This window comes from Pseudomonas argentinensis, from assembly GCF_001839655.2.
In the GTDB taxonomy this organism is placed as follows: Bacteria; Pseudomonadota; Gammaproteobacteria; order Pseudomonadales; family Pseudomonadaceae; genus Aquipseudomonas; species Aquipseudomonas argentinensis_B.
In genome coordinates, this window is sequence record NZ_CP056087.1 from 608,913 (window position 1) to 628,816 (window position 19,904).

The following is a 19,904-nucleotide window of genomic DNA, read 5'->3' on the forward strand; positions in this document are numbered from 1 at the left end:
AAAGCTCGGGGCTAAAACCCCTCCTACAAAAGCAGCAGCGCCCGATATCCGCTTTTACCTTGAAGCTGCCTTCAGCGTTTTTTCCGGTTTTACAAATCGCCGGTTGCCCTGACCTGACCTTGGATTTAGCCTAACCACTCATTTCCCTCTGGAGTTTCGTCCAATGCGCCAGTAATGCCGTCGTGTCCGCACGACCTGTGATCGTCCGCCGTGGCCTTGTGCCCCGCGTTTTCACGGCATTGCCTGGAGTCATTCATGACGAACTCGTCTTTTATCGCGCTCGAGCGCCTGTCCTTTCATTTTGCCAATGGCCAGCCGCTGTTCGATGGGCTGAGCGAAACCTTCGATGCCCGGCATACCGGCCTGGTGGGGCGCAACGGCGCCGGCAAGAGCGTGCTCGGCCGTTTGCTCGCCGGGCGTTTGCGGCCTACGGCAGGGCGGATCACGGGGCAGGCCCAGGTCGCCTATCTGCCTCAGGATATCGAGGTGCGCGATGGGACGCGGGTGGTCGACCTGATGGGTTTTGCTGCGCCTTTCGATGCGCTGGGTCGGGTCTCTGCAGGCTGCATGGACGAGGACGATGTCGAGACGCTCGAAGGCCGGTGGGATATCGCCGAGCGTCTGCACGCGGCGTTGCACGACGAGGGTCTTGGTCACCTCTCCCTGCAAACCCCGGCCGCCATGCTCAGCGGCGGCGAGCGCACGCGGGTGGCGCTGCTTGGCATGTTTCTCAGCGGTGCCGACCTGCTGATTCTCGATGAGCCCAGCAATCACCTGGATAGAGCCAGCCGCCAGCGTTTGTATCAGCGCTTGCAGCAATGGCCGGGTGGCCTGGTGGTGATCAGCCATGATCGCCAACTGCTCGATGGCATGCAGCGTATCGTCGAACTGTCACCGGGCGGGCTGCGCGCCTATTGGGGCAATTACAGCGATTTTCGAGACTGCCTGGTGCGTGAGCGACAGGCCGCCCAGCATGCGCTGGAGCACGCCCGTACCGAGCGCAAACGGGGTGAGCGGGAGTTGCAGGCGCAGCAACAACGTCAGCAGCGGCGTGCTGCCAGCGGAGCGCGTGCAGCGCGGGACAGCAATCAGGCGCAGATCCTTCTGGGCCGGCAGAAGAGTCGTAGCGAGATCAGCGCCGGATGCTTGCAGCAGCGCCTGCAGGAGGCCCGTAGCGGATTCGATGAAGCGGTGCGTGAAGCCGCCGCACGGGTCGACGAGAACCCTGAAATCCACCTGCATGGCGGTGCAGCCACTCTGCCCGAGGGCAAGCGGGTGTTGAGTCTGCGCGCTGTGCAGGCGCCGTTCTCGGGGGCCAGCCTGCCGGATATCGACCTGTTCGGCCCGCGCCGGCTGGCGGTCACCGGGCCCAACGGTTGTGGCAAATCGAACCTGCTGGCGATGCTTGCGGGGCGGTTGTCAGCGGTTGCCGGCGAGTGTCGTGTCGAGGTGCCGCTGGCCTATCTGGATCAGCAGCTGTCCTGCCTGCCGGCGGCGCAAAGCGCCCTCGAGCATCTGCGCCGATGCAATCCCGGATTGCCCGAAGCGCTTGCCCGTACTCGGCTGGTGCACCTGGGGCTGGATGCCTCTCGGGCGCTGTTGCCCTGTGCCCGGCTGAGCGGTGGTGAACGCCTGAAGCTGGCCCTTGCCGGAGTGATCGATGGTGAACCGACCACGCCCCTGCTGCTGCTCGACGAGCCCGACAACCATATCGATCTCGACTCGCTGCTGGCCGTCGAAGCCAGGTTGCGCGAATACCGCGGGGCGCTGATCCTGGTGTCTCACGACGCCGCGTTTATCGAGGCATTGGCGATCACCGATCGCTTGCAGTGGACGGCGCAGGGTTGGCAGTACCAGAGCGCGTGATCCGTGAGCCGTCTGTAGCCTGCGTCGAGCACAGCGACACCCGGGATGCTGACCCTGGGTATCGCTACGCTCAACGCCAGGCTGCGGGCGGTCAGACCAAGTGGCGCATACGGATGGCGGCGTCCACCAGCATGCGTTCGGTGCCAGCCCAGCCCAGGCAACCGTCGGTGATGGATACGCCATAGCGAAGCTCGCCGCCGAGGCTCTGGGCACCGTCGAACAGGTGGCTTTCGATCATCACCGCACGCAGGGCGCCGTCGCCGGCCAGGCGCTGGTCGAGCACGCTGCTCAGCACCTCGGGCTGGCGCAACGGGTTCTTGCCGCTGTTGGCGTGGCTGCAGTCGACCATGATGCGTGGCGCGATGCCCTGGCGCTCCAGCTCGGCGCGGGCCGTGGCGACGCTGGCGGCGTCATGGTTCGGCCCGCCGTGGCCGCCGCGCAACACCAGGTGGGTGTCCGGGTTGCCGTGGGTCTGCACCAGCGCCGGGCGGCCATGCGCATCGACGCCGAAGTGCTGGTGAGCATGGGCCGCCGAGCGTATGGCGTCGCAGGCGATGCCGAGGCTGCCGTCGGTGCCGTTCTTGAAGCCCACCGGCATCTCCAGGCCACTGACCAGCTCGCGGTGCACCTGGGATTCACTGGTGCGCGCGCCAATCGCCGCCCAGCCGAGCAGGTCGTCGAAGTAACCGGCCACCAGGGGCTGCAGAATCTCACTGGCCAGTGGCACGCCCAGCTCGAGCATGCGCAGCATCAATTTCCGCGAGCGGCGCAGGCCTTCGGCCATGTCGCCGCTGCCGTCCAGCGCCGGGTCGTAGACCAGGCCCTTCCAGCCCACCGTGGTGCGCGGCTTCTCGACGTAGGCGCGCATCACCAGCAGCAGGCGATCACCCACCCGCTGGCTCAGCGCAGCCAGGCGCTCGGCGTATTCGAGTACCGCGGCATCGTCGTGCAGGGAGCAGGGGCCGACCACCACCAGCAGGCGCGGGTCGTGACCATCGAGAATGGCGCGGATCGACTGGCGCTGTTGCTGCACCTGACGCGCAAGGGTAGGGGACAGCGGCAGTTCTTCGCGCAACTGCACGGCGGTTGGCAGGGGCGAAGCGTGGCGGCGGGATGGCTGGGCGACCAGGTGCAGGTCGGCGGCTTTGGCGGTGGAGCGGGAATTGACGGCTACGGACATGGTGATTTCCTCGGCCGGCGCGGACGTTACCGCGCGCGGCGCACTATCGGGCTCGATGGGATGTTCGATTGAGTGGTTGAGCGGCGTGAGCGCCGGTAAATCGCCAGCTGTAGCGGTAATAGGTCTGGTAGGTGCTGCAGTTGATATAGGCGGTCATGATGAAATCCTCGTTGGAAAATCTGTGTGCCGGAAAAACAAAACCCCCGGTCGGGAGGCCGACCGGGGGTTTCGAGAAACTGTCTGGTGGCGACCCTGAGTTGCTAGGGCGCCTGTGGGGTATCAGACGCGCCTGTGGCTAAACCAATACCCATAAAAATACGCGGCCGCCGCGACCACGGATGCCTGGGCACGCGCCATCACGATGCAGGCTGCATCGAGGCGGGTGGCGTTCAGGATCAGGGATGTGGACATGTGCGGCTCCGTTGAATGGGCTCGAAAGTAATCCAGGGTGTGAGCGATTGCAAGCCTTGGAATCGCTTCACGATCTGCTGCGTGCCGCTTGCAGCCGTTTCATGTACGGCTGCAAAAAGGCGGAAGCGGCCGCAAGCTGCAAGCCCCAAGCTACAAGTTAAAAGCAGTCCGCAGTGCTCTAGCTTCTTCTTGCAGCTTGAGGCTTGAGGCTTGAAGCTCGATGTCCGCTTCTGCCTTGCATCGGCCAAGGCCTGGCTCTGGCCTGCCAGGTGCTCAGGTTTCCTGCCTGCCGATCCACTTGTCCACCTGGGGCGCCTCGTAGCCTTCGATGGCCGCCAACAGCGCCTCGATATCCTGCTCGACGATCAGCATCTGGCGGTGCGGTGCCTTGACGAAGGCTTCGCCGACCATATGATCGAGAAACCCGGCGAGGCGGTCGTAATAGCCGTTGATATTGAGCAGCGCGCAGGGCTTCTGGTGGTGGCCGAGCTGCGCCCAGGTCCACACCTCGAACAGCTCTTCCAGCGTACCGACGCCGCCAGGCAGGGCGATAAAGCCGTCCGACAGCTCGGCCATCAGCGCCTTGCGCTGGTGCATGGAGTCGACGATGCGCAGGTCGTCGAGGCCGGTGTGGGCCACCTCCTTCTCCCACAGCGAACGGGGGATCACGCCGATCACTTCGCCGCCGGCTTGCAGCGCTGCGTTGGCCACCGCGCCCATCAGGCCGACGGAGGCGCCGCCGTACACCAGGCCGACGCCCGCCTTGGCGAGTGCCTGGCCGAGGCGGGTAGCGGCCTCGAGATAGACGGGATTGGTGCCCGCATTGGAGCCACAGAAAATGCACAGGCGCATCGAAAAATCTCCCTGGTGATTAGGCATGCAAACCAGCGACCTTAGCAGACGAGCGGGGCAGCGCACGACCGCCCGCTGCTACAATGCCGGCTTTGCCCAGCCGGATTGCGCCATGACCGACACCGTCCATTTCCCTCTCGCCGCCGTGGTCGGCGCCGACTCGCTGAAGTTGGCGCTGTGCCTGGTGGCGGTCGATCCGGCGATTGGCGGCGTGCTGATCGAAGGCCCGCGGGGCATGGCCAAATCGACCCTGGCCCGCGGCCTGGCCGCGCTGCTGGAGAGCGGCGTGTTCGTCACCCTGCCGCTGGGCGCCAGCGAGGAGCGCATCGTCGGCACCCTCGATCTTGACGCCGCACTGGGCGAGAGCCGTGCGCAGTTCTCGCCCGGTTTGCTGAGCAAGGCCGATGGCGGCGTGCTGTACGTCGATGAGGTCAATCTGCTGCCCGATCACCTGGTCGACCTGCTGCTCGATGCCGCGGCCAGCGGCATCAACCACGTCGAGCGCGATGGGATCTCCCATCGCCACGCGGCGCGCTTCATTCTGATCGGCACCATGAACGCCGAAGAGGGCGAGCTGCGCCCGCAGCTGCTCGACCGCTTCGGTCTCAACCTGGCGCTGGATGGCCAGCCGCAGCCGGGGGCGCGGGCCGAGATCGTCCGCCGTCGCCTGGCCTTCGATGCCGACCCGAAGGCCTTTATCGCCAAGTGGGCCGAGCAACAGCAGGCGCTGGCCGAGCGTTGTGAACGGGCGCGCGGGCGCGTGGCGAGTATTCCGCTCGATGACAGGGCGCTGGAGGCGATCACCGGGCGCTGCTTTGCGGCCGGCGTCGATGGGCTGCGTGCCGATCTGGTCTGGCTGCGTGCCGCCCGTGCCCATGCGGCCTGGCGCGGCGCCGACGCCATCATTGAGGAGGATATCGAGGCCGTGGCCGACTTCGTGCTGCGTCATCGCCGTCGCCACACGCCGCCCCAGCAGCAGGCGCAACCGCCGGCCAGCCCGCCGCCCCGGGCGCCGAGTGAGCAACCCGGTGCAGGCGAAGGCCAGTGGGGCGAGCTGCCAGCGCAGGCGCAAGTCACCGGTGAGCGACGTGAGCCGCCGCGCTGGTCAAAAAAGCCCTAGGCATTCCCCCGCGCGCCAAGGCGGGGACGGATGCCAGACCCACACCAGGCAAACATTCAGGCGGGCGCAGCGGTGCCAAGCGGCGCGGCGACAGCGGCGCCATCGACTGGCTCGCCACCTTGCTGCAAGGCAAGCCCACTCGCCGTACTGATCTGCAACGCCGGCCGCGCGGCAAGGCACCCACCCAGCTATGGCTGATCGTCGTCGACGCCTCGGCCTCGACCCGACGCCATGGCGCGCTGAGCAAGGCCAAGGGCCTGCTCGCCGAAATGTTCGAGCGCGCCTATCGGGCGCGCGCGCGCATCGCCATGATCGACGCCCATGGCGCCCAGCCGCAGTGGCACTGGCAGGGCCAGAAAGCCTCTGCTGCCCTGCAGCAGTGGTTGAGCGAACTCGGCGCTGGCGGCGGCAGCCCGTTAATCCCCGCGCTGCAGCAGGCCCGCGACTGGCTGCAGCGTCGGCAACGCCTCAAACCCGGCGAGGCGCAACGCCTGCTGGTGATTACCGACGGGCGCCTGCGCGAATGGCCGGCGCTACCCGCCAGCCCGTGCCCGGCCACCCTGGTGGATATCGAATGCGCGCCGATCCGTCTGGGGCGCGCGGTGCAACTGGCGGGTGAGCTGGGGGCGGACTATTGCCATATCGAGGCGCTGCCCCAGCTATCGCAGCTCTGAGCGTCCCTGGCCGGCAAGGCGTTGGCGTAGACTGGCGCGCTCACTCAGCAACAGGTCCTCTCCTCGATGCATACCCTCGACCAATTGCGTTCCGGCCAGCTCAAGGGCATCAGCCGCCTGGATCTGTCCGCGTCGCTGGAACAGTTTCCCGAGGAAATCTTCGCCCTGGCCGACAGCCTGGAAGTGCTCAACCTGAGCGGCAACCGGCTGAGCGATCTGCCCAAGGACCTGCACCGGCTGCATCGCCTGCAGGTGCTGTTCTGCTCGAACAACCACTTCGAGCATGTGCCGGAGTCGGTGGGCCGCTGCCCGTCGCTGCGTATGGTCGGCTTCAAGTCCAACCGTATTCGTGAGCTGCCTGCGGGGGCGCTGCCGCCGCGCCTGCGCTGGCTGATCCTGACCGACAACTGCCTGGAAACCCTGCCCGAGGCGCTCGGCGACTGCCGTGAGCTGCAGAAGCTGATGCTGGCCGGCAATCGCCTGCGGGCGCTGCCAGCGAGCCTGGCAAAGCTGCACAAGCTGGAGCTGCTGCGCATCGCGGCCAACCGGTTGCCTGCCTTGCCGGATTTCCTGCTGCAGCTGCCCAGCCTGGCGTGGCTGGCCTATGCGGGCAATCCCTTCGCCGAGGCTGGCGCACCCGAGTCGCGAGCGCCCGATGTGCGCTGGGCCGATCTGCAGTTGGGCGAGGTGCTGGGCCAGGGCGCATCCGGGATCATTCACCGCGCGGATTGGCAGCGGGCCGATGGCAGCAACGAGGCCGTGGCTCTTAAGCTGTTCAAGGGGCAGATGACCAGCGACGGCACGCCGCAGAGCGAAATGGCCGCGTGCCTGACCGTGGGGCAGCATGCGAATCTGATCGGCGCCATTGCTCGCCTCATTGAGCACCCGCAGGGCGAACCGGGCTTGCTGTTGAGCCTGGTCGAGCCGCGCTTCAGCATCCTGGCCGGGCCGCCGAGCCTGGAAAGCTGCAGCCGCGATGTCTATCCGCGCGACTGGCGCCTGCCGTTCGCCCAGGCCCTGCGCGTAGCCAGCGGGATCGCCTCGGCCCTGCGCCACCTGCACGCCCGCGGCGTGACCCATGGCGACCTGTACGGCCACAACATCCTGATCGACGAGGCCGGCAATGCGCTGCTTGGCGACTTCGGCGCTGCGTCCTCTCTACCTGCTGCTGCGCCGTCGCAGCATGGGTTGCTGCAACGTATCGAGGTGCGGGCGTTCGGCATTCTGCTCGAGGAGCTGATGCAGCGCTGCGAGGTGCCGGCCGAGCATGCCGCGCAGTTGGCCGAGCTGGTGCGGCGTTGCCAGCAACCCCAGGTGAGCGAGCGCCCGGATTTCATCGGGCTCGACGGCGCCCTGGCAGCGCTGCGCGAGGGCCACGCCTAAGCGGCGGAGCCAAGTCCGACGGTCAGGTCATCGGCTCATCCAGCGAACGCTTCGACGACTCCGGCAGCGCCAGGCCGCCGGCCAGGGCCTGCAGGGCAATGGCGATCAGGTAGAAGGCCGGGGACATGCGGTTGCCGGTCGCCTCGATCAGCCAGGTAGCCACCAGCGGCGCGGTGCCGCCGAACACCGTGTAGGCCAGATTGTAGGTGAAGGCCGAGGCTGTGTAGCGCACCCGGGTGGGAAATTGCTCGGAGAGCAGCACGGCGGTCACCACACCGCAGATCACCGCACCAACGGCCAATAGCATGGCGCCAACGGCCGAGGCCAGCAGGGTGCCGGAAGCGGCCAGGGTGAAGGCTGGGTACACCGCGACGATCAGCGCGATGCCGGCGGTGAGAATGGTGCGTCGGCGGCCGACGCGATCCGAGTAGCGGCCCACGAATGGGCACAGCAGGGCGGCGAAGAACAGCGCCATCAGGCTGGCGAGCAGGGCGGTCGGCCGTGCGGCACCGCCGACCACCTGCATGTAGGTGGTCAGGTAGGTGGTGAACATGTAGAACGACAGCGCCGTGGCGGAGATGAACGCCGACAGGCACAGCACGGTACCGCCGTGCTCGCGCAGGGTTTCGCGCAACGGCGAATGCTCGGGATGTGGTTGCGCCGCCAGGGCCTGGAAGGCTGGCGACTCGTCCAGACGCAGGCGCATGTACAGGCCGACCAGGCCCAGGGGTGCGGCGATCAGGAACGGCACGCGCCAGCCCCAGGCCTGCATCTGCGCTTCGTCCAGCCAGATGCCCATGCCGAACACCAGCGCGGCCGCGCAGGCGAAGGCGGCGAAGGTGGACACCGGCACGAAGCTGCCGTAGCGGGCCTTCTGCTCGGTGGGCGCATGTTCCATGACGAAGGCGCAGGCGCCGGCGTATTCGCCACCGGCGGAGAAGCCTTGCAGGCAGCGCGCCAGGGCCAGCAGCAGCGGCGCGACCAGGCCGATGCTGGCGTAGGTGGGCAGCAGGCCGATCAGGGTGGTGGCGCCGGCCATCAGCAGCACGGTGATCGACAGCACGCGCTTGCGGCCGATACGGTCGCCGAGAATGCCGAACACGATGCCGCCCAGCGGGCGCAGTGCGAACGACACGGCGAATACCGCGAAGGTCTGCAGCAGCGCCAGGGTCGGGTTGCCCGGTGGGAAGAACAGCGAGGCGATGGTCACGGCAAGAAAGCCGTAGACCGCGAAGTCGAACCATTCGACGAAGTTGCCGATGGCCGAGGCGGCGATCACCTTGCGCAAGGTGCGCAGATCGACCGGCACAGCCGATTGTGGATAAGTCGTGACGCCCATGGCGGCCTCCGCGCGATTACTCCAACGTGCGGACGCGCCTGGCTCGGGCCTTGGCGTCCATCTGTGGATAACTTACTTCGTGCGCTGAATGCGGCGGGCTGTGAGTACGACCTGAGGGTATTCGTGAGCGACAGCGAACCCTTGAGCGCCTTGCTATTGGCGAATCATCGGTCTCGGCGTGTGAACAATGGTGGATAAGCGTCGCGTTAGCCACCCGTGGGAACGGGCCATGCCCGTGATTTCGCGCGCATGGCGCGCTCCCACATAGGGCGGCCCTGAGCACCCTAGCCCGATCCAGCGCAGCTCCTAGGGCGGACCGGGACGCCGGCCGCTCGTAGCGAAGCGAACAGTCCACCAGAGCATGCCGATCCTGGCACAACGACACGGCGTACTGCTTCGCGAGTACGCCCCACGGCGCTGGTACATCGGGTGTAGGAGCGGGCCATGCCCGCGAATCGCGCCCACAAAAAAGCCGACCCAGAGGTCGGCTTTCTCGTTGCAGCGCAGCGGGTGCTTACAGGGCGTCGCGGCTGCTGGCGCCATCCACCAGGCGGGCGATCTGCAGCGGGTTGGCGTTCTTCAACGCGTCCGGCAGCAGGGCATCCGGGCAGTTCTGGTAGCACACCGGGCGCAGGAAGCGATCGATGGCCAGGGTGCCGACCGAAGTACCGCGAGCGTCGGAGGTCGCCGGGTACGGGCCGCCGTGGACCATGGAATCACAGACTTCCACGCCGGTCGGGTAACCGTTGAACAGCACGCGGCCAACCTTCTGCTCGAGCAGCGCGAACAGCTCTTCGCTACCGGCCAGATCGCCCGGCTCGGTAAGCAGCGTGGCGGTCAGCTGGCCGTGCAGGCCATCGATGGCTTTCAGCAGCTCGGCCTTGTCGGCCACTTCGACGACGATGGTGGTCGGGCCGAAGACTTCTTCCTGCAGCAGTTCGTCGCCGCCCAGCAGCAGGCTGACGTCGGCCTTGAACAGTTGCGGTCGAGCCTGGTTGCCTTCCTGCTTGGCACCGGTCAGGTGAGTGATGCCGGAGTGGGCATTCAGCGCTTCCAGGCCTTTCACGTAGCTCTTCAGGGTGCCGGCGTTGAGCATGGTCTGCGGCTGCTGTTCGGCCATCTTGGCGGTGAAGCTTTCCAGGAAGGCGCTGAACTCCGGCGAACGGATGCCGATCACCAAACCCGGGTTGGTGCAGAACTGACCACAGCCCATGACCACGGAACCGGCCAGCTCGCCGGCGATCTTCTCGCCACGGGCCTTGGCGGCTTCGGGCAGCAGGATGACCGGGTTGATGCTGCTCATCTCGGCGAACACCGGGATCGGCTGCGGGCGGGCCGCGGCCATGTCGCACAGGGCGCGACCGCCTTTCAGCGAGCCGGTGAAGCCGACCGCCTGGATTGCCGGGTGCTTGACCAGCGCCTCGCCAACGCCCGAGCCGTAGATCATGTTGAACACGCCTTTCGGCATGCCGGTTTTCTCGGCGGCGCGCAGGATGGCTTCACCCACGTGGGCGGCGGTGGTCATGTGGCCGCTGTGGGCCTTGAACACCACCGGGCAACCGGCGGCCAGGGCGGCGGCGGTATCGCCACCGGCGGTGGAGAAGGCCAGCGGAAAGTTGCTGGCGCCGAACACGGCGACCGGGCCCAGGCCGATGCGGTACTGGCGCAGGTCCGGGCGCGGCAGCGGCTGGCGATCCGGCAGGGCGCGGTCGATACGCGCGCCGTAGAAGTCACCGCGGCGCAACACCTTGGCGAACAGGCGCATCTGGCCGCTGGTACGGCCGCGCTCGCCCTGGATACGGGCGGTCGGCAGGGCGGTTTCGCGGGTTACGGTGGCGACGAATTCGTCGCCCAGGGCGTCCAGCTCATCGGCGATGGCGTCGAGGAACTCGGCGCGCTTGGCGGCGGGCAGGCTGCGGTAAGTCGGGTAGGCAGCAGCGGCTGCTTTGGCGGCGGCGTCGACTTCCTCAGGCGTGGCCTGGATGAAATCGAAGGGCAGGGCTTCGCCAGTGGTAGCGTCATGGCTCTTGTGAATGACGGAGCCGGCTGCGCTGAACGCGCCGCCGATGATGTTGTGGCCGATGGTAGCGGGCATTGTTAGCTCCTGTTGAGGACGTTTACACGTACGGAAAAGACTTTGATTGTACGATGTCTGATCAGTTGCGCAAGTCTGCCATTTTTCTTGCCGGGTGCTCAGCGCTCCGGCCTCGATATCCCGCTCGGCAGGGCGTGGGGCGGCGAGGTGTCAAACGCGCAGCGCGAGGCTGGATCAGCACCGATGAGTTCCTGGGTAAACATCTCGGCAGCTGTGCTCAGGCAAGGCAATCAGCCCACGCAGGCAGGCTGTCATTCACTACGAGTCAGCTTGGCCGGATGCGTTGCAGGCAGCCGGCCAAGGTACAGGGATCAGGCGGCGCTGTTTGCGGCCGACCAGTTGGCGTACCACTGGCGGAACAGCGTGTATTGCGTCTCGGTGTAGTTACGCTGGGCGTCGCTGAGGGCATCGGTTTGGTTGAAGTGCAGGGCGTATTCCTGATCGCCGCCCAGCACCATCAGATACTTGTAATAGAGAACCAGGTCGCAGCCCTCGTCGAAGGACGACAGCACGTTCAGCGCTTCGGAAAGCTCCAGGGCGCGGCGGCGGGAAACGGCGTCGCCCTTGGCGGCCTGCTTGCTCAGCTCGACCAGTCGCAGCACTTCGCGTGGCAGGGCGTTACCGATACCGGTAATGGCACCAGTGGCGCCGCAATTGACGAAGCCATGCACCACCTGGGTGTCGACCCCGGCCATGAGGATCACCTGATCATCCTGTGAGGTGATGTGCTCGGCGGCGTAGCGCATGTCGGCGGCGCCACCGAATTCCTTGAAGCCGATCAGGTTGGGGTACTTGCGGCGCAGCTTGAAGAACAGCTCGGCGCGGGTCGCGAAGCCGTAGTACGGGCTGTTGTAGATCACCGCCGGAAGCGCTGGCGCCGCTTCGAGGATGGCCGCGAAGTGGGCTTCCTGAGCGGCTGGGGAAGCGCCACGGGACAATACGCGCGGGATGACCATCAGGCCACCGGCGCCGACCTTGGCAGCATGGGCGGCGTGGGAAACCGCTTCACGGCTGTTCACCGCACCGGTGCCGACGATGGTCGGAATCCCGGCAGCGACCAGGCGGGCCACGCCTTCCTGGCGTTGGGCCTCGGTGAGCAACGGCCAGTCGCCCATGGAGCCGCAGTAGACCACCGCGCTCATGCCGGCCTGGATCAGCTCTTTGCCCTTGCGCACCAGGGCGTCGAAGTCCGGTTTGCGCTCGGCGGTGCAGGGGGTCATCAGGGCGGGGATGGTGCCGGTGAAAATATTGCTGCTCATGGGTGTGCCTCCTGGGCGCATTAATATTATTTCGTATACGAAAGTGAGAGGCCGTGGTGGGCCGTCTGTTTTCCGTTGTTGGGCGTAACGCCCGGTTCATTGCGCCGGCGAACCGGCAGTTTCAAGTTTCAATCCGTCTTGGAGCCTGTTCACGATCTTTGTTTACCTGAAGCGGCAGCTACAAGGCAGAAGCGCCCGCTCCCAGCGTAGGGTGGACAACGCTCTTTTTGTCCACCATTGCGCTCGCAGAGCGGTGGACGGATGAAGCGTCGTCCACCCTACGAAAGGCCGCTTTCGCCACTGCGCTGCCAAAATCGACGAGCCTGGGCTGAAAAATCATGAACAGGCTCTTATGAACGGGTCCTTACAGCTTCAGCTCCACCGGCCAGGTATCCGACAGGCGATAGCCCGTTGGCCAGGGGTCGCTCGGGTCGAGCAGGTGCTGGTGAGTACCGGTGATCCACGCCCGGCCGGATAGGCAGGGGTAGATCGCCGGACGACCGGCCACGTCGGTGAGTGAGTCGATGCGGCAGTGGAATTCGGAGCCGATGATCGAGCGGCCGATAAAGCGTTCGCCCACCGCCAGCTGACCTTTGGCGTGCATGACCGCCATGCGCGCCGAGCAACCAGTGCCGCAGGGCGAGCGGTCGATCTTGCCGGGGCGGATGACCACCGCGTTGGCGCCGGTGGCGATGCCGTTCTCGTGCACCACTGGCGCGGCGATCTGGCAGAAGGAGATATGGCTCCAGTCCGGGTTCAGCGGATGCTGAAAACCGAGCTGCTCATTGGCGGCCTTGGTGATGCGCAGGCCTATGGCAACGAGATCGGCCGCTTCATCGGCCTGAATGGCGAAACCCAGGTGGCGTGCGTCAGCGATCACGAAGCTGTCGCCGCCGTAAGCGGTATCGACCTGCAGCGAACCCAGGCCTTCGACCTCGATCCAGGCGTCGAGCTTGTCGGCAAACGACGGTACGTTCTTCACCTCGACGCGCTTGGCCTTGCCGTCGCGGCAGTCGGCGACCACTTCCACCAGGCCGCCGGGCGCCTCCAGAGTCAGGAAGGTCTGCGGTTCGGTCATCGGCAGGATGCCACTGTCGAGCAGCACGGTGGCCACGCACAGCGAATTGGAACCGGACATCGGCGGTACATCGGCCGGCTCCATGATGATCCAGCCCATCTGCGCCTTGGGGTTCTTTGCCGGCACCAGCAGGTTGACGTGACGGAACACGCCACCGCGCGGTTCGTTGAGCACGAAGTTGCGTAGAAAGTCGTCCTGTTCGATCCAGCGCGACTGCTGCCACAGGGTATCGCCAGGCGGTGGCGCGACGCCGCCGACGATGACGTCGCCGACCTCGCCTTCGGCATGGCAGCTGACCACATGAATGACCTTGTTGGAGCGCACGGTGCAGCCCTCTTAATGAACCGATTTGAGGAAGTCGGCGGTTTCCGGCTTCTGCGGGTTGCCGAGCACCTGCTCGGGCGCGCCGATCTCGTGCACCAGGCCGTGGCGGAAGAACGCCACACGGTCGGACACGTCACGGGCGAAGCGGATTTCGTGGGTCACCAGCACCATGGTCATGCCGTCTTCGGCAAGCATGCGCATGGTGTCGAGCACCTCGCCGACCAGTTGCGGGTCGAGGGCGCTGGTGGCCTCGTCGAACAGCATGTAATCGGGGCTCATGGCCAGGGCGCGGGCAATCGCCATGCGCTGCTGCTGGCCGCCGGAGAGCTTGCCGGGGAACACCTTGAGCTTGTCGGCCAGGCCCACGTGGGTGAGCTGCTGCACGGCGATGGCCTCGGCTTCCTGCTTGCTCAGGCCGAGCACCTTGCGCGGCGCCAGCATGACGTTCTCCAGCACGGTCAGGTGCGGGAAGGCGTTCCACTGCTGGAACACGATGCCGATCTTCTGGCGCAGCTTGTTGATATCGGTGCCCGGCGCATGCACCTCGGTGCCGTCGACGCGGATGCTGCCGCTCTTGATCGACTCCAGGCCGTTGATGCACATCAGCAGGGTCGACTTGCCAGAGCCGGAGCCGCCGATGATCGACACCACTTCGCCCTTGTTGACGGTCAGGCTGACGCCCTTGATCACATCCAGGCTGCCGAAGGATTTGTGTACGTTGTCGATCTCAATCATTTTCCTGCCACCTTCTTTCCAGCCGGGCACCCAGTTGGGCGACCACCAGGCTCATGACGTAGTAGATGAGGCCGGCGATGCACAGCACCAGCAGCGGCTCTTGAATGCGCGTGACGATGGTTTGCGAGGCGCGCAGCAGCTCGACGATGCCGATCCACATCACCAGCGCGGTGTCCTTCATCACCCCGAGCACCAGGTTCAGCCAGCCGGGGAAGGCCACCCGGGTAGCCATTGGCAGCACGATGTAGCGCAGGTCCTGCAGGTAGCTCAGGCCCAGCGAGCGGCTGGCGCGGCGCAGGGTGAAGGGCACCGACAGCACGCCGCTGCGCACGATCTCGGTGAAGTAGGCGGCGGCGTAGATACCCAGCACGATGCAGCCTACCGCGAAGGCGCTGATGTCGATGCCGGCGATGCTCTTGAACGAGTTGAACAGCACGAACTGGATGAGCAGTGGCACGCTGCGAAACACGTCGAGCACCCAGGCCAGCGGCAAAGTGGCGCGCGGCAGCAGGGCGCGCAGCAGGCCGAACAGCAGGCCGGCGAAAGAGCCCAGCAGGATGGCCCAGAAGGTCAGTTGCAAGGTGACCCAGGCACCGTCGAGCAGGTAGAGGAAATCGTTCCAGGTGAAGCTGGTATCGAACATGTGTGCTTCCTCAGTAACGGAACAGGCGCCAGGCCAGCAGCCGGGCAACCGCCACGATCGCCTTGGCGATCAGGTAATACAGCACCGCCGCGATGGCGAAGAACTCGAAGGTGCGGAAGGTCTTGACGTTGTAGTCCTGGGTGACGCCGGTGAGGTCGTTGTTGAGGCCGACGATCACTCCCAGTGAGGTCATCAGCACGGCCCAGACCATCTGGTTGGTCAGCGGGTAGAAGACGATGCGCAGCAGCTGCGGCACGACGATCATCCGGTAGGCCTGGAAGGCGCTCATGCCCAGCGAGCGGGCGGCACGCACCTGGGTGCCGGGCACGGCCTTGAGACCACCGCGGAAGTTTTCCGCCAGGTAGCCAGCGTTGTTGAAGGTGATGCCGGCCAGCAGCGCGACCCAGGAGCTGACGTGCCAGCCCATCGAGCCCAGGCCGAAGTAGAGGATATAGATCTGGAACAGCGACGGCGTGTTGCGCGCGATGGATACCCAGGTGTTGGCAAAGCCTCGGGCCACGGGGTGCTTCAGCTCACGCATCACCGTCAGGGCGAGGGCGATGAGCACCCCGAAGATCATCGACAGGGCGGCTGTCTCGAAGGTTATCCAGGCGCCGGCGAGCATGTCGGGCAGCGCCTTGAATGCCTGGCGCCAATGGAAGGTGTAATCAAACATGCGCGGGGTTCTCCACAGGGGAAGCCGGTTGCAGCCAGCACGGCAGACGGCCACTGGCTTGGCCCGAACAGGCGGCATCGACGCACTCGGCCAGGCTGGCGAAGTGCACCGAACGGCCGACCAGCCCTGGCGCGTAATGGGCGTATTTGCCCGAGTTGGTCATCAGGGTGCGGCAGCCCGTGGGCACCACGGGCTCGCCGAGCATGCACCAGCAGGTGTCGGTCACCAGGGTTGCGCCGAAGGCTTCCAGCACGGTGAGGTAACCGGCCACGCGGGCCTGCTCGTGAATCGCCCGACCACAGGTGATCACCAGGCTTACCCCAGCGTGCTTGCTGCGGCCTGCGCACAGTTCGGCGAGGCGGGCGAATTCGCTGAGCGAGAAATGCGGATTGCCGAGGGCGATCAGCCCCACCTCGGTGTCATTGGCGCTATTGAGTTCGTCCCAGCTACGGCGCAGATCGGCGAGGGCGACCCGCTCGGTAGGCGCCCGCTGACTACTGTGGATAACTTGTTCCGGATCCAGGGCTTCCGGGGTAACACCGGCGATATGGAACAGCGGTGCTGCCGAGCTGGTGGCGAAGGCAGCGCCAAAGGCCCTGAGATCGTCCAGGCTCGGCTGGGTCCTTTCCAGGCCGAGTACCAGCGGAATATGGCTGCCGCAAAGCAGGCCGACGTGGTAACCGAGCAGCGGGTAGAAGGCATCGTCCAGCTCGGCAAGTTCGGGCAACTCGATCTGCAGGCTGGCCATGCGCTGCTCGTCGAGGTGGCAACCGACTTTTGGCGCACGGCCGGTGAGGGCGATGCAGATATCCAGATAATCCGGATACTTCAGGGTGCGCGCGCCAAGCACGCTGTTGGCGTACACCACCGCATTGGATTCGGCCCAGACGATCTGCTCGCCCTCGGCTGGCGCGCTGTCCAGCAGGTAGGGCGCGCAGGTGAAACTGAGCTGCGCACCCATGGCCATGTAGGCATCGCCGAGTGCACTGGCCGGCTCGCCGAATGTGGCGTCGATGCCCAGGGCGCGCCAGCGGCGTTGGTCCACGGAAATCGAGTTGAGGGTGGTCGGCACGCGCACCCTGGCTCCCCAGGCCACCAGTTGCTCGGCGAAGCGCAGGCTGGCCGGACCGGTATAGATGCAGCCGTCGATATGCGCCTGGGTGACATCCAGCAATTCGCTGGCGCCCTGCAGATCGGCCATGCGCAGCACCAGCTGCATGGCCACCTGGGCAGCCTTGCCGTGGCGGCCATCGAGCAATGCACGGTCGCTTTCGCCCAGTTGCAGGGCGCTGGCGAATGGCGGCTGGTGTAGTGAGGTAATGCCAGTCGGCTTGGCATCGGCAGGCCGCTGTGGATAAAGCTGCAGCCGCTCACCGTCGAGGCGGGCGTAAGCCTTGCCACGCAAGCGAGTGAAGGCTTCATGGCCAATGCACAGTACGGCGATGGAACGCTGGAACAGCAGCTCGGCCACCAGCACGCCGAGGGTGAGGATCTCGTCGGCCTCGGCGAGCACCAGGGCGCAGGGCGCGTGCTCGCCGCTGAGCAGCTCCATCATCACGCTGCTGCCGGTGCAGGAACCGCGACCGCTGGGAATGGCCAGCACGCGGCCCGTCAGCTTCTGGCCACTGAGCGGATGATGGCGGTCGATCACCTCGCCCGTGAACGGATCGACGCCGCCCCAGAAGCTCAGGCCCATCTCGGCGAACAGCAGCTCACCCTCGGCACGCCCGACGATCAGGCTGCGACCCTGGAGGGTGCAGGCTGGCGAGTCGGCCGAGGCGTGGTCAGCAACTGTTGGCATCGATGGCTCCAGGCGTTGATAGGAAGCCCGGCGCCATGGGGCGCGCGAGCGTGAAATCGTGGGTGTGCAGGTACGCAAACCTAGGGCGGGCTGGGCGTGCTGCCGCATGCCCTTCCACGGGTTACAGATGGTTGCTAATCAGTAGTACACGCCCGGCACGGTCAGGTTGGCCGGTTTGATTTCGTCGCCGACCCACTTCTTCCACAGCTCGTCGTAACGGCCACTGCGGACCTGCTGATTGACGAACAGATTGAGGTAGTTGATCAGGCCGTACTCGTCGCGCTTGGCGGCCAGGGACACGTAGTCGACGACGTAAGGCGCATCACCGACCACTTTCAGGCCCTTGTACTTGCCGGACTTGAGGGTGGCGGCTGCCACGGTGTTGGTGACCACGGTGGCGGCAATGTGGCCCTGAGCGACGGCGAGAATGGTGTCGTTCTGCGACTGATAGGCACGGAAGCTACCGCCGCCCCAGGCTTTCACGTCCTTCTCCAGTGCAATGGCCTCGTAGGTACCGCTGGTGTTACCCACGGCTTTGCCCTTGAGGTCTTCGTAGCTGCTGATACCGGTGTCTTCGCGGGTCAGTACCACCATCTGGAAGGCGAAATAAGGCACGGTCATGCCTACGGTCTTGGCGCGCTCCAGGGTGTCGGAGGTGGAGGCGACGATCACGTCGGCGCGGCCGGAAACCAGCGCCGGGATACGATCCGGGAATGGCGTTTCCACCACTTCGGCCTCTACGCCAAGCACTTTCGCCAGGTCGTTGCAGTAGTCGACGTCGAAGCCGACGGGCTGGTTCTTGTCGTCGCGCGAGCCCATGGGTGGGAAGTCCAGGGTTACCGCGCAGCGGAGCTTGCCGGACTCGATGATCGAGTCGAGTTTGTCGGCGTGAGCGGTGCCGATCAGGGTGGTGCTGAGTACTGCGCTGAGGGCTACGGCAAAAGCGGGGTTTTTCATAGGAGCCTCGAAACGGTGCAGACAATCGTTATAGGAGATTTCGTATACGATATTTTATATGCAACCGCTGTGCCTGTTCTGCGGCGCGATGCTGCAGGCCGCGCGCAGTGGCGGATCGATAGGAAATGAGGGGCAAACGGGCAGTCATGAGCGCAGACGGGGTGTTACAAATGGGAGCGACAGCTGCCCGCTGCCGCACTGGTTCGGAACACCCGGCGGTATCAGCCGGCGTGCGATTGACGGAATTGGCTAGGCGTCAGCCCGGTAAGTGCACGGAACTGGCGGCTGAAGGCGCTGTGGTCGGTGTAGCCGCAGCGCAGGGCGATCTCGGTGATCGGCAGATCCTGCAGCAGCAGGCGGCTGGCTTCGCCGAGGCGCGCCTTATGAATCATCTGCCGCGGGGTGAGCTGAAAGATGCGCTTGCAGTGGCGTTCCAGCTGCGCCACTGACAGCCCGGCCAGCTCGGTGAGCTCGGCCAGGCTGATCGGCCGGGCGAAGTGCTCGCGGATATGGGCATCCACCGCCGCCAGCTTCGGGTACGCCGGATGGGCGGACTGCGGCAACTGCACATCGCGGGAAATACCCGCCAGGCCGATGATCTCGCCTGCCGGGTTGCGCAGCGCCAGCTTGTGGGTCAGGCACCATACCGGCTGGTTGCCGTAATAGAGGTGCAATTCCAGCTGGTCGTCGAGCTGGCTGCCGTCTTCGAGCACCCGCCGATCCTGCGCCGTGTAGGAAGGGCCGAAGCTAGCCGGAAACACCTGTTCGGCCGTCATGCCCAGCAGGCTCTGCTTGTTCCTGACGCCCAGGCGCTGCACCAGGGTCTGATTGACCAGCGCATAGCGGGTCGCGGTGTCCTTGACGAAGAACACTGCCTCGGGCATCGCATCGAGCAGCGGTTCGATCTGCCGCAAGGTGTCGACCACGGTGGGCAAGTCGTTATGGGGCGAGTGGGGCAGCAGGCTGTGCATGGGGGTCAGATGGGGAGTGGGAGAGTACGCAGACTACCGCACGCCGAGGCCTAGTGGGTCTAACGACTGGAGATCAGGAGCCGTGGGCGCAAACGCCAGAAAGCAGAAGGGGGAGCCTAAGCTCCCCCAAATCTTGTTCGAATCATCGTTCTTATTAGTGCTACCGGCCTGTTGTTCTTGTTTGAGCCGAGGCCTCCAAAGGAGGCCAAGAGCGAACGGATTTGTTTGGACGCTGATGTTGCCGTGATCCTGAGATCCAACCCGTCTGTCGCTGCCTTGCAAAGCAGTTTTATTGTTCTCGACCCGGTTGCGGTACAAGCCCGAGGGCGGTCCTCTCCAAAGAAATCAGTTAGCTGCGTCTCTGCGTTTTTGTCTTTCTTATGCTAGAGCCGTTGTCTTGTTCTTGTTATCAGATGTGTCTTGTTATTTTTGTTGTGCGAGACATAGAGCATAACCTGTGCCAATTTCAGAATATCTATATTTATCAATAAGTTAAGATTTTCAGCGTTTTTCCGGATGCGCTTCTGAGCACAAAAGCGT

General features: G+C 65.3%; 17 protein-coding genes. 4 read left to right on the forward strand and 13 right to left on the reverse strand.

The annotated features are described in order from the left end of the window. Positions 1 to 255 precede the first annotated feature (255 nt). Complete coding sequence (locus tag SA190iCDA_RS02825; RefSeq protein WP_070884890.1) at positions 256 to 1,866, forward strand: ATP-binding cassette domain-containing protein; 1,611 nt, start codon at positions 256 to 258, stop codon at positions 1,864 to 1,866. A 91-nt stretch (positions 1,867 to 1,957) separates the two neighbouring features. Here SA190iCDA_RS02825 and SA190iCDA_RS02830 read toward each other — a convergent pair whose 3' ends face one another. The 3 genes from SA190iCDA_RS02830 to SA190iCDA_RS02835 form a co-directional block, all read right to left on the reverse strand. Further along, positions 1,958 to 3,046 (reverse strand): 3-deoxy-7-phosphoheptulonate synthase, encoded by a 1,089-nt coding sequence (locus SA190iCDA_RS02830; RefSeq protein WP_070884891.1) that lies wholly within the window; start codon positions 3,044 to 3,046, stop codon positions 1,958 to 1,960. 279 nt (positions 3,047 to 3,325) lie between these two features. Then, positions 3,326 to 3,457 (reverse strand): hypothetical protein, encoded by a 132-nt coding sequence (locus tag SA190iCDA_RS23130; RefSeq protein ID WP_268963868.1) that lies wholly within the window; start codon positions 3,455 to 3,457, stop codon positions 3,326 to 3,328. A 273-nt stretch (positions 3,458 to 3,730) separates the two neighbouring features. Next, entirely contained in the window at positions 3,731 to 4,309 is a 579-nt protein-coding gene (locus SA190iCDA_RS02835; RefSeq protein WP_070884892.1) for a TIGR00730 family Rossman fold protein, read from the reverse strand. A gap of 112 nt (positions 4,310 to 4,421) precedes the next feature. Here SA190iCDA_RS02835 and SA190iCDA_RS02840 point away from each other — a divergent pair, with 112 nt between their 5' ends. From SA190iCDA_RS02840 to SA190iCDA_RS02850, 3 genes are all read left to right on the forward strand, one after another. Then, entirely contained in the window at positions 4,422 to 5,429 is a 1,008-nt protein-coding gene (locus tag SA190iCDA_RS02840) for an ATP-binding protein (protein WP_070884893.1), read from the forward strand. Between the two features lie 2 nt (positions 5,430 to 5,431). Further along, positions 5,432 to 6,103, forward strand: a complete 672-nt coding sequence (locus SA190iCDA_RS02845; RefSeq protein WP_070884894.1) for a VWA domain-containing protein — start codon at positions 5,432 to 5,434, stop codon at positions 6,101 to 6,103. A 66-nt stretch (positions 6,104 to 6,169) separates the two neighbouring features. Next, the gene (locus SA190iCDA_RS02850) at positions 6,170 to 7,486 is read left to right on the forward strand and encodes a leucine-rich repeat-containing protein kinase family protein (RefSeq protein WP_070884895.1); all 1,317 of its coding nucleotides are present in this window, start codon (positions 6,170 to 6,172) and stop codon (positions 7,484 to 7,486) included. 22 nt (positions 7,487 to 7,508) lie between these two features. Here the strand turns inward: SA190iCDA_RS02850 and SA190iCDA_RS02855 are convergent, their stop codons facing one another. The 10 genes from SA190iCDA_RS02855 to SA190iCDA_RS02900 form a co-directional block, all read right to left on the reverse strand. Further along, the gene (locus tag SA190iCDA_RS02855) at positions 7,509 to 8,825 is read right to left on the reverse strand and encodes an MFS transporter (protein ID WP_070884896.1); all 1,317 of its coding nucleotides are present in this window, start codon (positions 8,823 to 8,825) and stop codon (positions 7,509 to 7,511) included. A gap of 514 nt (positions 8,826 to 9,339) precedes the next feature. Continuing rightward, positions 9,340 to 10,920 (reverse strand): aldehyde dehydrogenase (NADP(+)), encoded by a 1,581-nt coding sequence (locus SA190iCDA_RS02860; RefSeq protein WP_070884897.1) that lies wholly within the window; start codon positions 10,918 to 10,920, stop codon positions 9,340 to 9,342. A 311-nt stretch (positions 10,921 to 11,231) separates the two neighbouring features. Then, positions 11,232 to 12,179, reverse strand: a complete 948-nt coding sequence (locus SA190iCDA_RS02865) for a dihydrodipicolinate synthase family protein (RefSeq protein WP_070884898.1) — start codon at positions 12,177 to 12,179, stop codon at positions 11,232 to 11,234. 364 nt (positions 12,180 to 12,543) lie between these two features. Further along, the gene (locus SA190iCDA_RS02870; RefSeq protein WP_070884899.1) at positions 12,544 to 13,581 is read right to left on the reverse strand and encodes a trans-3-hydroxy-L-proline dehydratase; all 1,038 of its coding nucleotides are present in this window, start codon (positions 13,579 to 13,581) and stop codon (positions 12,544 to 12,546) included. A 12-nt stretch (positions 13,582 to 13,593) separates the two neighbouring features. Then, complete coding sequence (locus SA190iCDA_RS02875; protein WP_070884900.1) at positions 13,594 to 14,316, reverse strand: amino acid ABC transporter ATP-binding protein; 723 nt, start codon at positions 14,314 to 14,316, stop codon at positions 13,594 to 13,596. Next, positions 14,309 to 14,959: an amino acid ABC transporter permease gene (locus SA190iCDA_RS02880; RefSeq protein ID WP_070884901.1), complete on the reverse strand. Its 651-nt coding sequence runs from the start codon at positions 14,957 to 14,959 to the stop codon at positions 14,309 to 14,311. The genes SA190iCDA_RS02875 and SA190iCDA_RS02880 overlap by 8 nt, the downstream gene beginning before the upstream one ends. Positions 14,960 to 14,969: 10 nt before the next feature. Further along, positions 14,970 to 15,635, reverse strand: a complete 666-nt coding sequence (locus SA190iCDA_RS02885; RefSeq protein WP_070884902.1) for an amino acid ABC transporter permease — start codon at positions 15,633 to 15,635, stop codon at positions 14,970 to 14,972. Beyond that, positions 15,628 to 17,436: an aconitase X gene (locus tag SA190iCDA_RS02890; protein WP_070884903.1), complete on the reverse strand. Its 1,809-nt coding sequence runs from the start codon at positions 17,434 to 17,436 to the stop codon at positions 15,628 to 15,630. Before SA190iCDA_RS02890 ends, SA190iCDA_RS02885 begins: the two co-directional genes overlap by 8 nt. 138 nt (positions 17,437 to 17,574) lie before the next feature. Continuing rightward, positions 17,575 to 18,393: a transporter substrate-binding domain-containing protein gene (locus SA190iCDA_RS02895; RefSeq protein ID WP_070884904.1), complete on the reverse strand. Its 819-nt coding sequence runs from the start codon at positions 18,391 to 18,393 to the stop codon at positions 17,575 to 17,577. Positions 18,394 to 18,614: 221 nt separating this feature from the next. Beyond that, the gene (locus SA190iCDA_RS02900) at positions 18,615 to 19,364 is read right to left on the reverse strand and encodes an AraC family transcriptional regulator (protein WP_070884905.1); all 750 of its coding nucleotides are present in this window, start codon (positions 19,362 to 19,364) and stop codon (positions 18,615 to 18,617) included. Between the last annotated feature and the right edge of the window lie 540 nt (positions 19,365 to 19,904).